Origin of the sequence: Gehongia tenuis (assembly GCF_014384795.1) — a bacterium.
In the GTDB taxonomy this organism is placed as follows: Bacteria; Bacillota; Clostridia; order Christensenellales; family NSJ-53; genus Gehongia; species Gehongia tenuis.
Genome location: NZ_JACRSR010000001.1, coordinates 161945 through 179115, shown reverse-complemented (window position 1 = coordinate 179115; position 17171 = coordinate 161945). Strand labels below are relative to the sequence as shown.

Annotated in this window: 18 protein-coding genes and 1 tRNA gene; 6 read left to right on the top strand and 13 right to left on the bottom strand. The window is 61.2% G+C overall.

The genetic code is table 11. From position 1 onward, the window contains the following. Positions 1–6: 6 nt before the first annotated feature. The 5 genes from fabG to H8696_RS00780 are packed head-to-tail and all read right to left on the bottom strand — an operon-like array spanning position 7 to position 4082. On the bottom strand, positions 7–747 hold the full coding sequence (gene fabG / locus H8696_RS00800) for a 3-oxoacyl-[acyl-carrier-protein] reductase (RefSeq protein ID WP_249314279.1): 741 nt from the start codon (positions 745–747) through the stop codon (positions 7–9). Continuing rightward, entirely contained in the window at positions 744–1676 is a 933-nt protein-coding gene (gene fabD, locus H8696_RS00795) for an ACP S-malonyltransferase (RefSeq protein ID WP_249314278.1), read from the bottom strand. The genes fabG and fabD overlap by 4 nt, the downstream gene beginning before the upstream one ends. Then, positions 1669–2604, bottom strand: a complete 936-nt coding sequence (gene fabK / locus H8696_RS00790) for an enoyl-[acyl-carrier-protein] reductase FabK (RefSeq protein WP_249314277.1) — start codon at positions 2602–2604, stop codon at positions 1669–1671. The genes fabD and fabK overlap by 8 nt, the downstream gene beginning before the upstream one ends. 57 nt (positions 2605–2661) lie before the next feature. Continuing rightward, entirely contained in the window at positions 2662–3606 is a 945-nt protein-coding gene (locus H8696_RS00785) for a beta-ketoacyl-ACP synthase III (protein WP_249314276.1), read from the bottom strand. Next, positions 3603–4082: a MarR family winged helix-turn-helix transcriptional regulator gene (locus tag H8696_RS00780; protein ID WP_249314275.1), complete on the bottom strand. Its 480-nt coding sequence runs from the start codon at positions 4080–4082 to the stop codon at positions 3603–3605. The genes H8696_RS00785 and H8696_RS00780 overlap by 4 nt, the downstream gene beginning before the upstream one ends. Positions 4083–4214: 132 nt before the next feature. On the opposite strand from H8696_RS00780, the gene H8696_RS00775 reads away from it, so the two are divergent. Further along, positions 4215–4291 (top strand) — tRNA-Arg (locus H8696_RS00775). 148 nt (positions 4292–4439) lie between these two features. Here H8696_RS00775 and H8696_RS00770 read toward each other — a convergent pair. The 6 genes from H8696_RS00770 to epsC form a co-directional block, all read right to left on the bottom strand. Further along, on the bottom strand, positions 4440–5246 hold the full coding sequence (locus tag H8696_RS00770) for a prepilin-type N-terminal cleavage/methylation domain-containing protein (RefSeq protein ID WP_249314274.1): 807 nt from the start codon (positions 5244–5246) through the stop codon (positions 4440–4442). Positions 5247–5309: 63 nt separating this feature from the next. Further along, positions 5310–5627, bottom strand: a complete 318-nt coding sequence (locus H8696_RS00765) for a hypothetical protein (RefSeq protein ID WP_249314273.1) — start codon at positions 5625–5627, stop codon at positions 5310–5312. A gap of 68 nt (positions 5628–5695) precedes the next feature. Further along, on the bottom strand, positions 5696–6862 hold the full coding sequence (locus tag H8696_RS00760) for an aminotransferase class I/II-fold pyridoxal phosphate-dependent enzyme (RefSeq protein ID WP_249314272.1): 1167 nt from the start codon (positions 6860–6862) through the stop codon (positions 5696–5698). Positions 6863–7005: 143 nt separating this feature from the next. After that, entirely contained in the window at positions 7006–7512 is a 507-nt protein-coding gene (locus tag H8696_RS00755; RefSeq protein WP_249314271.1) for a GNAT family N-acetyltransferase, read from the bottom strand. 79 nt (positions 7513–7591) lie between these two features. Beyond that, positions 7592–8989 (bottom strand): cysteine--tRNA ligase, encoded by a 1398-nt coding sequence (gene cysS / locus H8696_RS00750; RefSeq protein WP_249314270.1) that lies wholly within the window; start codon positions 8987–8989, stop codon positions 7592–7594. Then, the gene (gene epsC / locus H8696_RS00745; protein ID WP_249314269.1) at positions 8989–9660 is read right to left on the bottom strand and encodes a serine O-acetyltransferase EpsC; all 672 of its coding nucleotides are present in this window, start codon (positions 9658–9660) and stop codon (positions 8989–8991) included. The genes cysS and epsC overlap by 1 nt, the downstream gene beginning before the upstream one ends. A gap of 332 nt (positions 9661–9992) precedes the next feature. Between epsC and H8696_RS00740 the strand changes: the two genes are divergently transcribed. Both H8696_RS00740 and H8696_RS00735 read left to right on the top strand, forming a co-directional pair. Next, positions 9993–10934, top strand: coding sequence for a GNAT family N-acetyltransferase (locus tag H8696_RS00740; RefSeq protein WP_249314268.1), 942 nt, complete (start codon positions 9993–9995; stop codon positions 10932–10934). A gap of 65 nt (positions 10935–10999) precedes the next feature. Further along, positions 11000–11629, top strand: coding sequence for a helix-turn-helix domain-containing protein (locus H8696_RS00735; protein ID WP_249314267.1), 630 nt, complete (start codon positions 11000–11002; stop codon positions 11627–11629). A gap of 46 nt (positions 11630–11675) precedes the next feature. Here H8696_RS00735 and H8696_RS00730 read toward each other — a convergent pair whose 3' ends face one another. Continuing rightward, entirely contained in the window at positions 11676–12239 is a 564-nt protein-coding gene (locus tag H8696_RS00730; RefSeq protein WP_249314266.1) for a chromate transporter, read from the bottom strand. Next, positions 12236–12823 (bottom strand): chromate transporter, encoded by a 588-nt coding sequence (locus H8696_RS00725; protein WP_249314265.1) that lies wholly within the window; start codon positions 12821–12823, stop codon positions 12236–12238. Before H8696_RS00725 ends, H8696_RS00730 begins: the two co-directional genes overlap by 4 nt. Positions 12824–12932: 109 nt before the next feature. Here H8696_RS00725 and H8696_RS00720 point away from each other — a divergent pair, with 109 nt between their 5' ends. The 3 genes from H8696_RS00720 to H8696_RS00710 all read left to right on the top strand — a co-directional run bounded on the left by H8696_RS00720 (position 12933) and on the right by H8696_RS00710 (position 17162). Further along, the gene (locus H8696_RS00720) at positions 12933–13829 is read left to right on the top strand and encodes a LysR family transcriptional regulator (RefSeq protein WP_249314264.1); all 897 of its coding nucleotides are present in this window, start codon (positions 12933–12935) and stop codon (positions 13827–13829) included. A gap of 177 nt (positions 13830–14006) precedes the next feature. After that, positions 14007–15959 carry a 1,4-alpha-glucan branching protein GlgB gene (gene glgB, locus H8696_RS00715; protein WP_249314263.1) on the top strand — a complete coding sequence of 651 codons (1953 nt, stop codon included), beginning with the start codon at positions 14007–14009 and terminating at the stop codon, positions 15957–15959. 3 nt (positions 15960–15962) lie between these two features. Further along, the gene (locus H8696_RS00710) at positions 15963–17162 is read left to right on the top strand and encodes a glucose-1-phosphate adenylyltransferase (RefSeq protein WP_249314262.1); all 1200 of its coding nucleotides are present in this window, start codon (positions 15963–15965) and stop codon (positions 17160–17162) included. Positions 17163–17171: the final 9 nt, after the last annotated feature.

Below are 17171 nucleotides of genomic sequence, written 5' to 3'. Positions count from 1 at the left end.
TCCTCCTTACATGGCCAGCCCGCCGTCCACGGACAGCACCTGGCCTGTGATGTAGGCGGCGTCATCGCTCACAAGAAAGGCCACGGCTTTCGCCACGTCCTCCACCCGTCCGCCCCGCTGCATGGGGACGGTGGCGAGCACCGCTGTCCTGGCCGCTTCCGGCATGGCCGCTGTCATGTCGGTATCGATGAAGCCGGGGGCCACCGCATTGACGGTGATGCCCCGGCGGGCGAGCTCCCGGGCCGCGGCCTTGGTGAGGCCGATGACGCCCGCCTTGGAGGCGGAATAGTTGGCCTGTCCGGCATTGCCCACGACGCCCGCCACCGAGGACAGGCTGACGATCCGTCCGTACCGCCTTTGGCCCATGCCCCGGACCGCATGGCGCATACAGTTGAAGGCGCTTTTGAGGTTGACCTCGATCACCCGGTCAAAATCCTCCTCCTTCATGCGCATGAGAAGGCCGTCCCGGGTGATGCCCGCGTTGTTGACGAGTACGTCCACCCGCCCGAAGGTCTCCTCCGCCTTTTGGATGAGCCGGCCGGCGGCCTCAAAATCGCTCACGTCCGCCTGCACCGCCAGGGCCCTCACGCCCATTTCCTCGATCTCCCGAATCAAGGCGTCCGCCGCCTCGGCACTGCTGTTATAATTGATGACCACATTCATGCCCCGCCGGGCCAGCTCAAGAGCAATGCCCCGGCCGATGCCCCGGGAAGCGCCGGTGACCACCGCGCATTTAATTTCCATCACGCGCCTCCTTTCAGGGCTGCCGCCGCCGCGGCAACGCCCCCCATGTCCTCCGTGCCCCAAACGGGAAGATGCCGGTCGATCCGCTTCAGGAAGCCGGCCAGGGTTTTGCCCGGGCCCACCTCCACGAAGGCATCCGCGCCCAGCTCCATCAGCGTTCGAACGCTTTCCTCCCAGCGCACGGGACTCTTCACCTGGGCTGCCTCGAGGGCGGCGAAGTCCGCCCGGCCCATGGGCTGGGCCGTCACATTGGATACGATGGGAATCTTCGGCGCCTCAAAGGCCGCCGCCGCGAGATCCGCCTTAAAGGCTTTCGCGGCCTCCACCATGAGGGGGGAATGGAAGGCACCCGAAACCGCCAGGCGCACGGCCCGAAGCCGCCTCTCCTTCGCCAGGTCCTCCGCCCGCTCGATGGCGGGATTCTCCCCCGCCACCACCGTCTGCCCCGGGCAGTTGTAGTTCACCGGCAGGATCACGCCCGCTTCCTCCGCATCCCGGCACAGTTCCAGCGCGTCTTCCGCCGTGCCGCCGATGAGCGCCAGCATGCTGCCGGGATGGACCGAAGCCGCCCGCTGCATGTGTTCGGCCCGGGCCATGATGAGCCTAAGGCACGGCTCAAAATCAAGGGCTCCGGCGGCATGGAGCGCGCCGTACTCTCCGGCGGAGAACCCGGCGGTGAGTTCCGGCCTTACACCCGCTTCCGCCAGCGCCGCGAAGGCCGCGGCTTCCGCCGTAAACAGGGCGGGCTGGGTGTTCACCGTCTCGTTCAGTTCCTCTGCAGGGCCCTCAAAACAAAGCTTTTTCATGCCGGGCCGGATGTTCTCCGCCCGTTCAAAGATCTCCCGAGCCGCGGCGCTGCCTTCATACAGGCTGTGCCCCATGCCCGGCTTCTGCGCGCCCTGTCCGGCAAAGATAAAGGCCAGCTTACCCACGGCCGCCACCTCCCAGAAGGGCTTCCGCCTCCCGGACCATGCTTTCGATGATCTCCCGGCAGGTCTCCTCCCGGCTCACCAGGCCCGCGATCTGCCCCGCCATGAGGGAACCTTCGTCCACGTCGCCCTCCACCACCGCACGCCGCAGTCCGCCGGCGGCCTTGTTCTCAAATTCCTCAAAGGGCACTCTGGCGTCCTCCAGCTCCTTGAGCTCCCGGGCCAACTTGTTCTTGAGCGTCCTGACCGGCGCGCCGTTGGGCCTGCCCGTCACGATCGTATCGGTATCCCTGGCTTTGAGGATGCGCTCCTTGTAGGCGGGATGCACGTTCGATTCCTTGGCCACCACAAACCGGGTGCCCACCTGCACGCCGCCGGCGCCCAGCATGAAGGCCGCGGCCATGCCCCGGCCGTCGCCGATGCCGCCCGCCGCAATCACGGGAATCTTCACGGCGTCCACCACCTGGGGCATCAGCGCCATGGTGGTCATCTCCCCCACATGGCCGCCGGATTCACAGCCCTCCGCCACCACGGCGTCGGCGCCGCAGCGCTCCATGCGCCGGGCCAGGGCCACCGCCGGGATCACCGGAATCACCTTGATGCCCGCTCTCTTCCAGTCCTCCATGTACTTTGCCGGGCTGCCCGCGCCGGTGGTCACCACCGGCACCTTCTCCTCGATGACCAGCTTTGCCACTTCCTCGGCGTTCGGGCTCATCAGCATGATGTTCACCGCGAAGGGGTTCGCGGTCCGGCTTCTCACCTTGGCAATCTCGCCCCGCACCCATTCCACCGGCGCATTGGCCGCGGCAATGATGCCAAGGCCGCCCGCCGCCGATACGGCGCTGGCCAGATCGCCGTCGGCGACCCAGGCCATGCCCCCCTGGAAAATGGGCACCTCAATGCCCAACAGTTCCGTCACTCGGGTGTTCATTGTTCCACCTCATTTCAAAAGAATAATAGAAATATGATAAAATATAAAACCGCAGATTTACCAGCGCAGCAGCGCGGAGGCCGCCGTGAACCCGCCGCCGAAGGCCGCGAGGATGACGAGGTCCCCGGACTCGATGAGGCCCTTTTTATTGAGGGCATCGAGGGCGATGGGCACGCTGGCGCTCGAAGTGTTGCCCACATGCTGGATATTCACAAAGAACCGGTCCATGGGCAGCTTCAGCCGCCGGGCCGAGGTCTCAATAATCCGGATGTTGGCCTGGTGGGGCACGATCCAGCGCACGTCGTCAAGATCCACGCCGCCCTCCTTTGCCACAGCCTGAACCATTTTCGGCATGACCGTAGTGGCGAAGCGGTACACCGCCTGACCGTTCATCTGAAGATAGGAGGAGAGCAGCTGGCCGTCCATCTGGTGATTCACGCCGGGGATCACCAGAGAGCCGTCCTTATCCTCCTCACAGATCAGCTTGCAGCCCAGCATGCCCTCCTCGGGCACCGCCACCACCGCGCCGGCGCCGTCGCCGAAGAGCACGCAGGTGGAGCGGTCGGTGAAATCCACCAGCCGGGTCAGATGCTCCGCGCCGATCACCAGGACCGGCTTCGGGCAAAGGCTCATATGGGCTGCCGCCGTCCACAGCCCGTAGACGAACCCTGAACAGGCGGCGTTGATATCCATGGCCATGCACTCCGCCCCGATGGCGCCGGCCACATAGGCGGCCAAGAAGGGGCAGATCTCGTCGGGAGTCACCGTGGTGCAAAACACCGCGCCCAGCTCCTTTGGATCCAGCTTCGCGTCGGCAAGAGCGCGTCTGGCGGCCTCGATGGCCATGTGGGAGGTGCGCTCCTCATGGGCGATATGCCGCTCCTTGATGCCGGTCCGGGTGGTGATCCACTCGTCGGAGGTCTCCACCATGCCCTCCAGGTCCTCATTGGTCAGAAGTTCGTCAGGAAGGTAGCTTCCCGTACCCACGATTTTAAGTTTCATAACTTCGCCTCCGTTGAAAGTTGAATGCCAAGATTCCTGCATTCATCCTTAAAGAAATGATTGAGCCTGCCCATGGAGCCGATCAAAACCCCCTGCTCGAAAGGATCGAGGTCCTTTATGGCGGCCCGCACCATCTGCCGGTGAAAGAGGCGGTGCAGCCGCACCACCCGGTCCCCCCGGTTCGTCAGAACCAGCTGTACCTTCCGCCGGTCCGGTTCCTGCTGGATGCGCCTTGCATAGCCCTTGCGGCAGATCCGGTCCACCGTGGCGGTCACCGTGGACATGGCCACCCCGAGGGAGGCCGCCATGCGGGACATGGACCTGCCGTTTCCCTCGGCGATAGCCGAAAGGGCGTGGATTTCCCGGATGGACAGATCTTTAAAATCCTTCTGCTGGATGGTTTTTTCCTCCAGCTGCAAAATCACGCTGAAGGTCTCCACCAAAAGCTCGTTGAGCTGGCACTCTTTTTTCTTCAACCGCTCCACCGTCCATTTTCTATCTCTCTGATTATGGGTCTAATATTACGATATCCGAAATATTCTGTCAAGAAAACTAAGCGGTTCTTGACATCCCAAACGGGCTATGGGATAATAAAAAACGTTCAGCGGGCACCTATAGCTCAGCAGGATAGAGCGACCGCCTCCTAAGCGGTAGGCCACAGGTTCGAATCCTGTTAGGTGCGCCAGCAGGCCGGGCCTGCACGCGCCGGCGCTCCCACGTTGTGGGAGCGCTTTTGTTTTATCCCCTGCCGGCGCCGCGGCCAGGATGCGCCGCCCTCAGGCTTTGGCCCTTGGATGAAAAAAGCCGGGCAGTGCCCGGCCTTGAAGATCGATTCAGTCCATGGTGTCCGACCATTCGCTCCAGCTGGTGCCGCTCGCCTTCACCTTGCCCGCGACGATCTCGGTTCCCTTTGTGGCATATTGGTACTTCCCGCTGTCGGGATCATATTTATAGACCTTGATGTCGCTGGCGTTCCCCGAGCCATAGTTCGTTTCCGTGAAATACAGCCGCCAGCCGGCGCCGCTTTTCACGATGGACCAGGATATGCCGTCAAGATAGGCCTGCTGCTCGGCGGAAAGGGAATCGTACATGACCTTGGCGGACATGCCCTCCGTTTTTGCGTTCACGCCGTCAAAGGAGTCGCTGTTGTTCAGTTTGTTGTCCATCTGCAGCTGCTTGAACTTGGCGGTCAGATCGCTGAAGGTCCGGCCGGCCGTCTGCTGGGGCGTGTGTCCGCCGCCCCCGGGCACGGAACCGTCCACGGTGTACGCATCGCTGTTGCCGCACTCGGCGCATCCGCCAAGGCCGCAGTAGACCACCTTGACGCCGTCCTGCGCCGTATAGACGAGATGGCGCACCGTCACATCCGCGGCGATCTCCACGCTGTCCACAGCGCCTTCCACCTGGGCAAGAGCCAGCACCTCCGCCGGGTCCACCGCACCCGCGGCGCCGGCAGCCCCATATCCCTCGCTGGCCAAAGTCTGGGCCGCAACCACGCACACCCGGCATTCGGCGATATGCTTCTTTTGATTGGCCTTGTCGATCCAGCCCACCATGGAGGGGACCAGAATCGCCGCCAGAATGGCCAGGATGACCAGGACTACAATAACTTCAACCAGGGTGAACCCTTTTTTATTCATAACCATCACTTCTCACAGATTTTTTCTCTTCAAATATATCGAAAATTCGTGCGTTTTGCAAGATCAAAGATGATCCGTGGGTATGGAGAAGTGCACATACACGTCCTTACAGCCATCCACGGGGATCCAAAAGCGGATGCGCGTGCCCGCGGGGTTCAGGCCGTACCTGCCCTCGCCCGCCTTCAGGGCATCGGCCGCCTTACACCCCCGGTGCGCCTCCGGGGGCGGATCGTCGATGCACCGCGCACCCACCTTCATGCCCATTTCGGCGGCCTTCCGGTTGACGGCCAGGACGGTTCTGTCCCTGTGGATCAGCCGCGCCCGCTCAGGAAAAGTGTCCCACATCCGGTGGAAGCTTTCAACGATCTTTTCATCGACCATGGCTCGTCCCTCCTTTTCTTTCATTATACAACAAAAGCGTGGGATGACTCCCACGCTTTTTACCCGCATCAGCCAAGAACCCTGCCGAAGGCTTCAAGAGCGAAGTCCAGCTGGTCCCGGGTATGGGTCGCCATGTAACTGGTGCGAAGAAGGCTGCCGCCCTCCTCCACCGCCGGTGAGACCACCGGATTGACGTACACGCCGGCCTCCAAAAGATCCCGGGTGACCTTGAAGGTCGCCTCGTTGGTGCCGATGACGATGGGGATGATGGGGGCCATGGATTCCCCCGCCCGGATGCCGAGGCTCTCAAAGCCCCTGCGCATATAGGCGGCGTTGTCGTTCACCCGCTTCACCCGTTCCGGCTCGGCCTTGAGAATGTGCAGCGCTTCCAGGGCGGCCGCCACGTTGCCCGGCGGCATGGACGCGCTGAAGATAAAGGGCCGGGACACGTGCCGGACGTACTCCGCCACCTGATGGGTGGTGGCCATGAATCCGCCCAGGCTGGCGAAGGATTTGCTGAAGGTGCCCATAAGCACATCCACTTCCTTTTCCAGACCGAAATATTCGGCCACGCCCCGTCCGTGCTCGCCCATGGTGCCCACGCCGTGGGAATCGTCCACCATCACCCGGGCGCCGTACTGCTTTGCCAGCTTCACAATGGCGGGCAAATCGGCCAAGTCCCCCTCCATGGAGAACACGCCGTCCACCACGATGAGCTTGCCCTTCCTGGGGTCCGCCGCGGCCAGTTTGCTCTTGAGATCGTCCATATCGTTGTGGTCGTACTTTACCTGCCGTGCGAAGGACAGCCGCGCCGCATCGAAAATGCTGGCGTGGTCCCGGCGGTCCATAAAGATGAGATCGTGCATGCCGCAAAGGGCGCTGATGATGCCAAGGTTGGCCTGGAATCCGGTGGAAAAGGTGACCACGTCCTCCTTGCCGAAGAAATCGGCCAGTTCCTCCTCCAGCTGCACATGCAGGGTCAGCGTACCGTTCAGGAACCGGGATCCGGAGCAGCCCGCGCCGAACTTTCTCAGACCTTCCCGGGCGGCTTCGATCACCCGCTCGTCGGAGGTAAGGCCCAGATAGTTGTTGGAACCCAGCATGATGGTGCGATGCCCATCCATGATGACTTCCGAATGCTGCTTGGTAGCAATTTGATGAAAGTATGGATAAAGTCCAGCCTGACGCGCTTCCTCCGCCGCGGTGAATCCCGCACATTTTTCAAAGATGTCCATTTTTTCTCACCTCCTTTCCACGCTCCATTATACCGCAGGCTGGACCGGCTTTCAAATCTAATTTTGTCCCGCCCTCCAAGCTGGGACGTTTTATGATCCGTCTTTCCCTTCAATAAATGGAAAAAGGAACCCTTCCGGGTTCCTTAAAGCTCGATCCAGTATCGTTCCCGCACGATCCCCTGGGGATCGGGCACGCTGTTCTCATAGACGCCGCCATTTTTGACGATCACCCGGCGGGAGGCCTCGTTGAAGTCGGCGCAGGTGAGCAGCACCCGCTCAAATCCCATCTTCCTGGCGTTGATGAGGCCAAGCCGCAGAATCTCGGTGCCGCAGCCCCTGCCCCTCCGGCCCGGCCGGATGGCGTAGCCGATGTGCCCAAGATAGCTCATCACGTCCCGGGTGTTCTTGGTGCGAAGGGACAGCCTGCCCACATATTCGTCCCCGTCCACCAGCCAGTACAGATGGTAGGGCGACTGGCCCGGCGGCAGAAAGAAGGGCTTGCCGCTTTTGATCAGCCGCTTCACGTAGCCGGGAAAATCCTGCTTCACCCGTTCATAGGAGAGATAGTCGTCCATGCCGTCGGCCTGGAATTCCAAAAGGCCTTCCAGGAAGCTGTCCCGGTATGCGGCGTCCGGCTTCACAAGCTCCATCGTTCCCCTCCCCTCTCCGTCTCAACCGGTGATAGGGTATTCGAGGAAAATGTTCCCTTTCCTTCTTCGGCCCCGTAAATTAAATGGGTTTCACTTTGGGGCCCTCGGGGGTGTCCTCCACGGCATAGCCCAGGGCGGCAAGCTCATCCCGGATCGCGTCGGCCCGGGCGAAATCCCTGGCCTTTCTTGCGGCCTGGCGCTCCTCCACCAGCTTCATCACCGAATCGTCAACCCCTTCGGCCTTCCTTTGCAGAAGGCCCATCACGGAAGCGAGCTCCATGAGCCCGGCGAGCCCCGCCTCCACCGCCGCCTTCGAGGCGCCGGCGGCCACCAGGATGTTCAGCTCCCGCACGTATTCATACAGGCTTCCCAGGGCGTCCGCCGTGTTGAGATCATCGTCCATGGCCCGCTCAAATTCGCCCTTGAGCGCCTCCGCCCGGTCGGTGAAATGGGCTTCGGCGTCCGGCGCGGAAGCATCGTCCCCGGCGTTTTCAAGGTAGAATTCGCCGTCCGTCTTGGCGTTGTACAGCCGGGCCAGCCCGCTTTTCGCCTGTTCCAGCAGTTCCTCGGAAAAGTTGATAGGGCTTCGGTAGTGCGCCCCAAGGAGGAACAGCCGCACCACTTCAAGGTCAAACTTTTCCGCCACATCCCGCACGGTGAAGAAATTGCCCACCGATTTGGACATCTTGCGGTTGTCCACGTTGATGTAACCGTTGTGCATGAAGTAGCGCACGAAGGGTTTACCGGTGGCCGCCTCGGACTGAGCCACCTCGTTCTCATGATGGGGGAAGGCGAGATCCTGGCCGCCGCAGTGGATGTCCAGCGTCTCTCCCAGGTATTTCATGGACATGGCGGAGCACTCGATATGCCAGCCGGGCCGGCCCATGCCCCAAGGTGACTCCCAGGCGGGCTCGCCCTCCTTCTGGGCCTTCCACAGCGCAAAATCCAGGGGATGGCGCTTCACCTCGCCCACCTCGATCCGGGCGCCCGCCTCCAGGTCCTCCAGCGGCTGGCCGGAAACCCTGCCGTACGGCGCATAGCTGGGCACACTGAAGTACACGTCGCCGTTCACCTCATAGGCATGGCCCTTCTCGATGAGCTTTTCAATCAGTCCGATGATCTCCCCCATGTGCTGGGTGGCCCGGGGATTCACGTCCGCCCGGAGAATGCCAAGGCCATCGGCGTCCTTGTAGTATTCGGCGATGTAGCGCTCCGCCAGCTCGGCCACGGTGGTGTTCTCTTCCCGGGCCCGGCGGATCATCTTGTCGTCGATGTCGGTGAAGTTCTGCACGTAGGTCACGTCGTAACCCCTGTACTTGAGGTAACGGCGCAGCACATCAAAAACCACGAAGGGCCGGGCGTTGCCAATGTGAAAATAATTGTACACCGTGGGCCCGCAGCAGTAGATGCCCACCTTGTTCCCGTGAAGGGGTCTGAATTCCTCCTTCTGTTTGGTCGCCGTATTATAAATAACCATCAATTTTCCTCCTTTGATTGGTTGCGGTATCCACAGTTCCGGCCCTCGCACCGGATCAGCTCCTCCGTGAGAGCGACCACGCGGCTCCTCAGGGCTTCGATCTCCTCCTCCACCGGATCGGGCAGGCGGACCTGATCGAGGTCGGCCACCTTCTGGCCGGCGGTCTTGACCACCTTGCCGGGTACGCCCACCACCGTGCTGAGCGGGGGCACCTCCTTCAAGACCACGGCCCCGGCGCCGATCTTGGAGCCGTAGCCCACGGTGAAGGGCCCGAGGACCTTGGCCCCGGCGGAGATGACCACGTTGTCCTCGATGGTGGGGTGACGCTTGCCCGTCTCCTTGCCCGTTCCTCCAAGGGTTGCGCCCTGATAGATGGTCACGTTGTCCCCCACCTCGGCGGTCTCACCGATGACCACGCCCATACCGTGGTCGATGAACACCCCTTCGCCCAGCCTGGCGCCGGGGTGAATTTCAATCCCCGTCCAAAAACGGCTCCAGTTCGAGATCATCCTCGCCACGAGCTTCAGGTTATGTCGGTAGAAGAAGTGGGCCCTGCGGTGGCTCCGGACGGCATGGTAGCCCGGGTAACACAGCAGCACCTCAGCAGTGCTTCTGGCCGCCGGATCCCGGTCCTTCACCGCCGCAATATCCCGCCTCATCCGATCGAACATGGTGTTTCCCCCTCCCCTATACAAAAAGGACATCCTTCGTTTTAGAGGCGAAGGATGTCCGCGGTTCCACTCTAGTTGGCAAAACTGCCCACTCTGACCCTTAACGGGGGCAGGCGGCCTTTCGGCAGCTCCCGGGCGCACATCCTTTGTCCGGCCAGCGGCGCTTTCAGCCCGTGACGCCGCCTCTCTTGGGCCTTCCCTTTAAGGATACTTCCCGTTCATCGCTTTTATCCAACCCCATTATAAGGGGATTTCTTTTTTTGGTCAACGGCTTCCAGTCTTTACAAACCCGAACACCCGTTTTAAAATAAAAATATAAGGGGGCGATTCCTTTGCATATTCTTAAAGCGGACAGCATCCGGGACGCGGAGACGCTGAGCATTTTGGCCCAGGAGATCTGGGAGGAGCATTACACTCCCATCATCGGCGCCGCTCAGGTGGCCTACATGCTGCAAAACTTCCAGAGCCGGGACAAAATCTATGAAGATATGACCCAAAACCATTACCATTACTACATCGCCTGGGACGGGGAGATCCCGGTGGGCTACCTTGGGATTCAGCCCCAGGACGGGGAACTCTATTTCAGCAAGCTTTACGTCAAAAAGGACCATCGGGGCCAGGGGCTGTCCCGGCGTTTTCTCAAGATCGCCGTGGGCTTTGCTCAAAGCCAGCGGCTGCCCAGCATCTATCTGACGGTCAACAAACACAATGAGGACTCCATCGCCGTCTACAGGCGGCTGGGCTTCGCCACCGAGCAGGCGGTGGTCTCGGATATCGGCGCCGGCTATGTGATGGACGACTACATCATGCGCATGGCGGTGCCCCTTGGCAGCATGAGCCCGGAAGGCGTGCAGGTGGATTTCGGCGGGGGCGGCGAGCCCCGCTACGTGGTGGTGGCTGCAAGATCGGGCCGGGAATGGCTGTTCGTACGCCACGAAAGCCGGGATACCTACGAGCTCCCCGGCGGCCATATCGAGCCCGGAGAAATCCCGGAGGACGCCGCACGGCGGGAACTTTGGGAGGAGACCGGCGCCACGGATTTCGAGCTTCAGCCCATCTGTCCCTACCGGGTGACCGCCGGGGACAGAACCTCTGCCGGCCTGCTCTTTTTCGCCGAGGTGAAAACCATGGAAGAGCTGCCCGGTCTGGAGATCCGGGAAGTGATCCGCACCCGGGAGTTGCCCGCCTTTCTCACCTATCCCGCCATCCAGCCCATCCTTTTTCGCCGGGTCCGGGATTCAGTGGAGACCGCTGACTGGCGGAAAAAACTTTGATAAAAAATTGACATTCCGGAGGTTTGGTCCTATAATGGTTGGCATTACCTGAAGGAGGGGCAGCCATGGAATCATTGCCCTTGGGAGAGAGAATCAAGCTATTGCGTCAGGAGCGGAATATGCCCCAGAAGGAGCTGGCGCACATCACTCACATCAGTGCCGCCACCCTGTCCCAGTACGAGAACGGCAAGCGCACCCCGCCGGACGCTTGGAAGGTGGAGATCAGCCGGATCTTCAACGTGTCCCTGGACTGGCTGATCGGCGTGAGCCCCGTGCGGGCGCGGCTGACCGCGAGGAGTCCCCGCTGCATTCCGGTGCCGGTGCTCCAGGAGCTGGATCCCCGCGCACCCCTGTCGATGATGTTGAGCACGGCGGAGACCCATCTCTTTGTTCCGCTGGACCAGGTGCAGGAGGGGGAGTTCTTCTTCCTGCCCGTCCCCATGGAATTTCTCAAGACCTCCATGATCTCCGGCGCCATCGCTCTCATCCGCGTTCAACAGGCCGCCCGGCCGCTGGATCTTGTCCTGGCCCGGCCGTCGGACAGTCCCGCGGTCTTTGGGCAGATGCTCCGCCAGGAGGGCGGCAGCCTGACCTTCGTCCCCTGGGGCGACGCCCATTCGGTTTATGCTTCGGATACGGTATCCATCCTGGGCCGGGTGGTCAAAATTCTGCTGGACCCGCCAAAGGCGGACTAAAGGAAAACAAAAAAAGACTTGCGCTTGCAAGTCTTTTTTGTTGCCGTCAAATGAGGAAGAACAGGAAGAATCCCACCACGCCGGCGCCCAGCATCACCAAAATGGGGTTGGGCTTGAACTTTCGAAGCACGAACAGGCAGACTGCGAACAGCGCTGCGGATATCCAGTCAATGGTGCTGGGATCGAAGGATACGGGGTTGTTGCCCCAGAAGGTGAGCAGCACGATGGACATGCCCGCCGAGGCGATGAGTGCCACCACCGCCGGCCTCAGGCCTGCCAGCACCCCCTTGACCAGATTGAGCTCCCGGTACTTCTTGTAGAAGTAGGCCAGCAGCAGCACGATGATGCAGGAGGGCACGATGCAGCCCAGGGTAGCAATGAGTGCGCCGGGAATGTCCGCGATGCGGATGCCCACAAAGGTCGCAGAATTGAGGGCGATGGGGCCGGGGGTCATCTGAGAGATGGTGATGATGTCCACAAATTCCTTCATGGTCATCCAGCCGTGGATGTTCACCACCTGGGTCTGGATGAGGGGCAGAGCCGCATAGCCCCCGCCAAAGCTCAGGATGCCGATCTGGAAGAAGCTCCAGAAAAGTTGCAGCAAAATCATTTCTCCGCCTCCTTCGCTTTGCGCATACCGATATAGGTAGCGATGGCGCTGCCCAGGATGAAGGCCAGAATGATGAGGGCGGCGTTCACATCGAGGAAGAAGGTGGCCACGAAGGCCGCAATCATGAGGGCCAGGGTGAGAAGCCCCTTCTTCACGCTCTTGCCCTTCAAAACCTTCTGGCCCATGGAAATCACCACGTCGATGATCACCGCCGCAACGCCGGCCTGCATGCCTTTCAGCACCGCGGCCACGGCGGCGCTGTCCCGAAAGGCAGTGTAAAAGAGGGACACCACCGACAGGATAATGAGGGGCGGCAGTACCGTTCCCAAAATGGTGAGGCAGGCGCCGGGGATGCCCGCCATATGGTAGCCCACCAGGATGGAGGTGTTGACCGCCATGGGACCCGGCGCCGACTGGGCCATGGCGATAAAGTCCATCATCTCCTCCTCCTCGATCCAGTGGTAGTTTTCCACGAACTTTTTGCGCATCAGCGGCACGATCACGTAGCCCCCGCCAAAGGTGAACGCGCTCAGGGTGAACGTGGACATGAACAGCTTGAAGTAGAACTTTGCGTCCTTTTTCATCTTGCACCTCCCGATCAAACTCTCTTCTTTATACCCCGGGTCTTTTCATAAGTAAAATAATATATTATTATATGAACCATAAGGATTTTAATATAAGGATGGATGAACCATGACGTTGCGGCACATGAAGATCTTTGTGGCGGTGTGCGAGGCGGGCAGCATCACCGGCGCGGCGAAGAAGCTGTATCTGGCTCAGCCGGCGGTGAGCCTGGCGGTGCGGGAGCTGGAGGATTATTATGGGGTACGGCTCTTTGACCGTATCGCCAAAAAACTCTACATCACCGAGGCGGGCACCCGGTTTTTAAGCTATGCCCGACACATCACCTCTCTGTTTGATGAGCTGGAGCAGGGCGTGCGGAGCTGGGAATCCTCGGGCAGCCTCCGGGTGGGCGCCAGCGTAACCATCGGCACCTATCTGCTGCCCGGCTATGTGTCCGGCTTCGCCCGGTCCTACCCGGAGATCACCGTCAAGGTGACGGTGGACAATTCGGAGGTGATCGAGGGCATGGTCCTTTCAAACGACCTCGACCTCGCCCTCATCGAGGGAACCGCCCACGAGGCGGACCTGATCTCGGAGAGCTATCTTGGCGGTGAGCTGGTGTTGGTGGCGGCGCCGGGCCATCCCCTGGCCCAGGCGGGGCCGGTCCCCCTCTCCGCCCTCGAGGGGGAGCCCCTGCTCCTTCGGGAGAAGGGCAGCGGCACCCGGGAACTGGTGGACAGTACCTTTCTCACCCATGAGGTCAGCCTGACCCCCCTTTGGGAATCCACCAGCACCCAGTCCCTTCTCAACGCCGTGAAGGCGGGCCTTGGCCTGTCCATTCTGCCTCTGCCCCTTGTGGAGCAGGAGCTTGGGGCGGAGCGGCTGGTCCGCGTGGCGGTGGAAGGCGCGGACTTCAAGCGCCGCTACAGCCTGATCCATCACAAGAACAAATATCTCACCCCCTCGGCCCGGGCCTTCATGGCGCTGTGCCGTGCCGCGGGACAGCAATCGACAGCGATGGTGTAAATTTTATAGAATACCACAAAAAATTGGAATTGTCGATTAATTTAAGCTTTTGTTAATTTCCAAAAATATGGCAGGGAAATGCGGCCAAGCCGTAGTATAAACAAAGGGACGGGGGATACCCGTCATAATGAAAAGGGGATGGACATACGCTGATAAGCATCCCAAAAGGAGCCCGTCATGAATAACGCCTTGCTGCCCGAGTTCGACCGGTATCTGTTTGGACAGGGCATATCCCGGGAAGCCTACCGCATGCTGGGCGCCCATCCCGAAAAGGATGGGAGCTGGCGCTTTGCCGTATGGGCCCCCAACGCCCTTGGCGTGTCGGTGGTGGGCGAATTCAACAACTGGGACCCGCTCAGCCACCCGCTGGATGCGGTGGAGGGCGGCCTTTGGGCCGGCCGGATCGAGGATATGAGGGCCGGCCAGCTCTACAAGTACGCCATCACCAGCCCCGAAGGGCGCATCCTCTACAAGGCCGATCCCTACGGCGTGACCTCCGAGGTCCGGCCGGGCACCGCCTCCAGACTTTGGAGCATCGAGGGCTACGACTGGACGGACGGGGCCTGGCAAAAAGCGAAGGCCGGGGAAGGGGTCCCCTACTGCCGGCCCATGGCCGTCTATGAGGTCCATGCCGGTTCCTTCAAGCGCCGGGAGAACGGCGACGAACTGACCTACCGGGAGCTGGCGGCGGAGCTGGTGCCCTATGTGAAGGAGATGGGCTTCACCCACGTGGAGTTCATGCCCATCGCCGAGCATCCCCTGGACGCTTCCTGGGGATATCAGATCACCGGATTTTATGCACCCACCAGCCGTTTCGGCACCCCCCAGGACTTCATGTACCTGGTGGATCAGCTGCACGGCGCCGGCATCGGCGTCATCCTGGACTGGGTGCCCGCTCACTTCTGCAAGGACGCCCAGGGCCTTCGCCGCTTCGACGGCCTGGCCGTCTATGAGCACGCCGATCCCCGCCAGGGCGAGAACCCCCAGTGGGGCACCTGCATCTTCAACTACGGGCGCAACGAGGTGCGGAGCTTCCTCATCTCCAACGCCGTCTATTGGCTGAAGGAGTATCATATCGACGGTCTCCGGGTGGACGCCGTCTCATCCATGCTCTATCTCAACTACGGCAAGGAGGACGGCGAATGGGTGGCCAACGAGTTCGGCGGCGCGGAGAACCTCGAGGCCGTCCGGTTCCTGAAGGATCTCTCCATCGCCGTTGAGGAGACCGCGCCCGGCACCATCCTATGCGCCGAGGAGGCCTCCGCCTATCCCGGCATCACTGAATCCGCCAAAAACGGCGGTCTCGGCTTCTCCTTCAAATGGAACATGGGCTGGATGAACGATATGCTGGCCTACATGAAGCTGGATCCGGTCCACCGCAAGTACCACCACGACAAGGTGACCTTCTCCCTCATGTACGCCTTTTCGGAAAATTTTATTCTCCCCTTCTCCCACGACGAGGTGGTGCACGGCAAGCACACCCTTCTTGACAAGATGCCGGGCAACTACTTCGAGAAATTCGCCTCCATGCGCGCTCTCATCGGCTATCAATACGCCCATCCCGGCAAGAAGCTGCTGTTCATGGGCACCGAGCTTGCGCCCTTCATGGAGTGGCGCTTCTACGAGCAGCTGGAATGGCACCTCCTGCAGTACGACATGCACCGCCATATGCAGCACTACATTAAGGAGCTAAACCATTTCTACACCGCCCATCCCGCCCTGTGGAAGCTGGAACGGGGCTGGGACGGCTTCAAATGGCTGAGCGCCGACGACCGAAACCGCTCCACCATAGCCTTCCTTCGGATGGCGCCGGGGGAGACGGCCATCGCCGTGGTCGTCAACTTTACGCCCATGGTGTGGGAGAACTACCGGATCGGCCTGCCGGAGCCCGGCACCCTCACCCAGGTGTTCACCAGCGACGGCGGCTTCTACGGCGGCACCGACATCCACCACAACCTCGGTCAGATGAAAACGGAGGAGGTGCCCTGGAACGGCTTTGATCACTCCCTCACCCTCACCGTTCCGCCGCTGTCCGCCGTCTATTATGAATACAAACCCCAAAAGCCCGGAACGGCCGGGGCCAAGACTGGGGCGCCCAAGCCCAAGGGCAAAAGGTCAAAGGAGGCTTAAAAGATGGAACACAAATCCTGCATCGCCATGCTGCTCGCCGGAGGCCAGGGCAGCCGCCTGGGTATCCTCACCCGGGACATCGCCAAGCCCGCGGTATACTTTGGCGGCAAATACCGGATCATCGACTTCCCGCTGTCCAACTGCACCAATTCCGGACTGGACACGGTGGGAGTCCTCACCCAGTACAAGCCCCTGGCGCTCAACAGCTATATCGCCAGCGGCCAGCCCTGGGATCTGGACCGGACCAACGGCGGCGTGTTCGTGCTGCCTCCGTACATGAGCGGCAACACCGGGCAGTGGTACAAGGGCACGGCCAACGCCATCTATCAGAACATCAGCTTCATCGAACAGTTTGAGCCGGACAACGTGCTCATCCTCTCGGGCGATCACATCTATAAGATGGATTACAGCGAGATGCTGGCCTTCCACGTCAGGCGCAAGGCTGACGCCACCATCGCCGTGTTCGAGGTGCCCTGGGAGGAAGCGCCCCGCTTTGGCATCATGAACACCGACGAGAAGGGCGCCATCGTGGAGTTCGAGGAAAAGCCCAAGGTTCCGAAGTCCAACAAGGCGTCCATGGGCGTTTACATCTTCCGCTGGCCCACCCTGAAGCGCCTTCTCATGGAGGATGAAAAAAACGAGGCCTCCAGCAACGACTTTGGCAAGAACATCATCCCCGCCATGCTGGCCGCGGGCTCCAGCGTCTGCGCCTACCCCTTCAAGGGCTACTGGAAGGACGTGGGCACCGTGGACAGTCTGTGGGAGGCCAACATGGACCTTTTGAACGATCCGCCCCTCCTTGATCTCTACGATCCGGACTGGCGCATCTATTCGAGAAACCCCGGCCAGCCCCCCCACTACATCGCGCCGGAGGGCCGGGCCGTGCGCTCCATGGTCACCGAGGGCTGCATGATCTACGGACTGATCGAGCACAGCGTCCTTTTCAACGGGGTCACCGTGGAGGCCGGTGCGGAGATTCATGACTCGGTCATCCTGCCCGGCGCCGTCGTCCGCAAGGGCGCCCGGGTGTACCGGGCCATCGTGGGCGAGGACACGGTGATTGGCGAGGATGCGGTGATCGGCGAACCCGGCGCCGCTAAGACCGCCGTCATCGGCGACGGCTGCTGTCTGCCCGCCGGCATGAAGGTGGCCAGCGACGCCGTGATTTCCCACACCGACACCATGGACACCGCCACGGCTTAAGGGAGGAAG

Excerpts from the sequence above, each read along its gene's own strand:
- fabK (WP_249314277.1), bottom strand. The coding sequence starts at position 2,604 with ATGAACACCCGAGTGACGGAACTGTTGGGCATTGAGGTGCCCATTTTC.
- H8696_RS00785 (WP_249314276.1), bottom strand. The coding sequence starts at position 3,606 with ATGAAACTTAAAATCGTGGGTACGGGAAGCTACCTTCCTGACGAACTT.
- H8696_RS00770 (WP_249314274.1), bottom strand. The coding sequence starts at position 5,246 with ATGAATAAAAAAGGGTTCACCCTGGTTGAAGTTATTGTAGTCCTGGTC.
- H8696_RS00765 (WP_249314273.1), bottom strand. The coding sequence starts at position 5,627 with ATGGTCGATGAAAAGATCGTTGAAAGCTTCCACCGGATGTGGGACACT.
- H8696_RS00760 (WP_249314272.1), bottom strand. The coding sequence starts at position 6,862 with ATGGACATCTTTGAAAAATGTGCGGGATTCACCGCGGCGGAGGAAGCG.
- H8696_RS00755 (WP_249314271.1), bottom strand. The coding sequence starts at position 7,512 with ATGGAGCTTGTGAAGCCGGACGCCGCATACCGGGACAGCTTCCTGGAA.
- cysS (WP_249314270.1), bottom strand. The coding sequence starts at position 8,989 with ATGGTTATTTATAATACGGCGACCAAACAGAAGGAGGAATTCAGACCC.
- epsC (WP_249314269.1), bottom strand. The coding sequence starts at position 9,660 with ATGTTCGATCGGATGAGGCGGGATATTGCGGCGGTGAAGGACCGGGAT.
- H8696_RS00735 (WP_249314267.1), top strand. The coding sequence starts at position 11,000 with ATGGAATCATTGCCCTTGGGAGAGAGAATCAAGCTATTGCGTCAGGAG.
- H8696_RS00730 (WP_249314266.1), bottom strand. The coding sequence starts at position 12,239 with ATGATTTTGCTGCAACTTTTCTGGAGCTTCTTCCAGATCGGCATCCTG.
- H8696_RS00725 (WP_249314265.1), bottom strand. The coding sequence starts at position 12,823 with ATGAAAAAGGACGCAAAGTTCTACTTCAAGCTGTTCATGTCCACGTTC.
- H8696_RS00720 (WP_249314264.1), top strand. The coding sequence starts at position 12,933 with ATGACGTTGCGGCACATGAAGATCTTTGTGGCGGTGTGCGAGGCGGGC.
- glgB (WP_249314263.1), top strand. The coding sequence starts at position 14,007 with ATGAATAACGCCTTGCTGCCCGAGTTCGACCGGTATCTGTTTGGACAG.
- H8696_RS00710 (WP_249314262.1), top strand. The coding sequence starts at position 15,963 with ATGGAACACAAATCCTGCATCGCCATGCTGCTCGCCGGAGGCCAGGGC.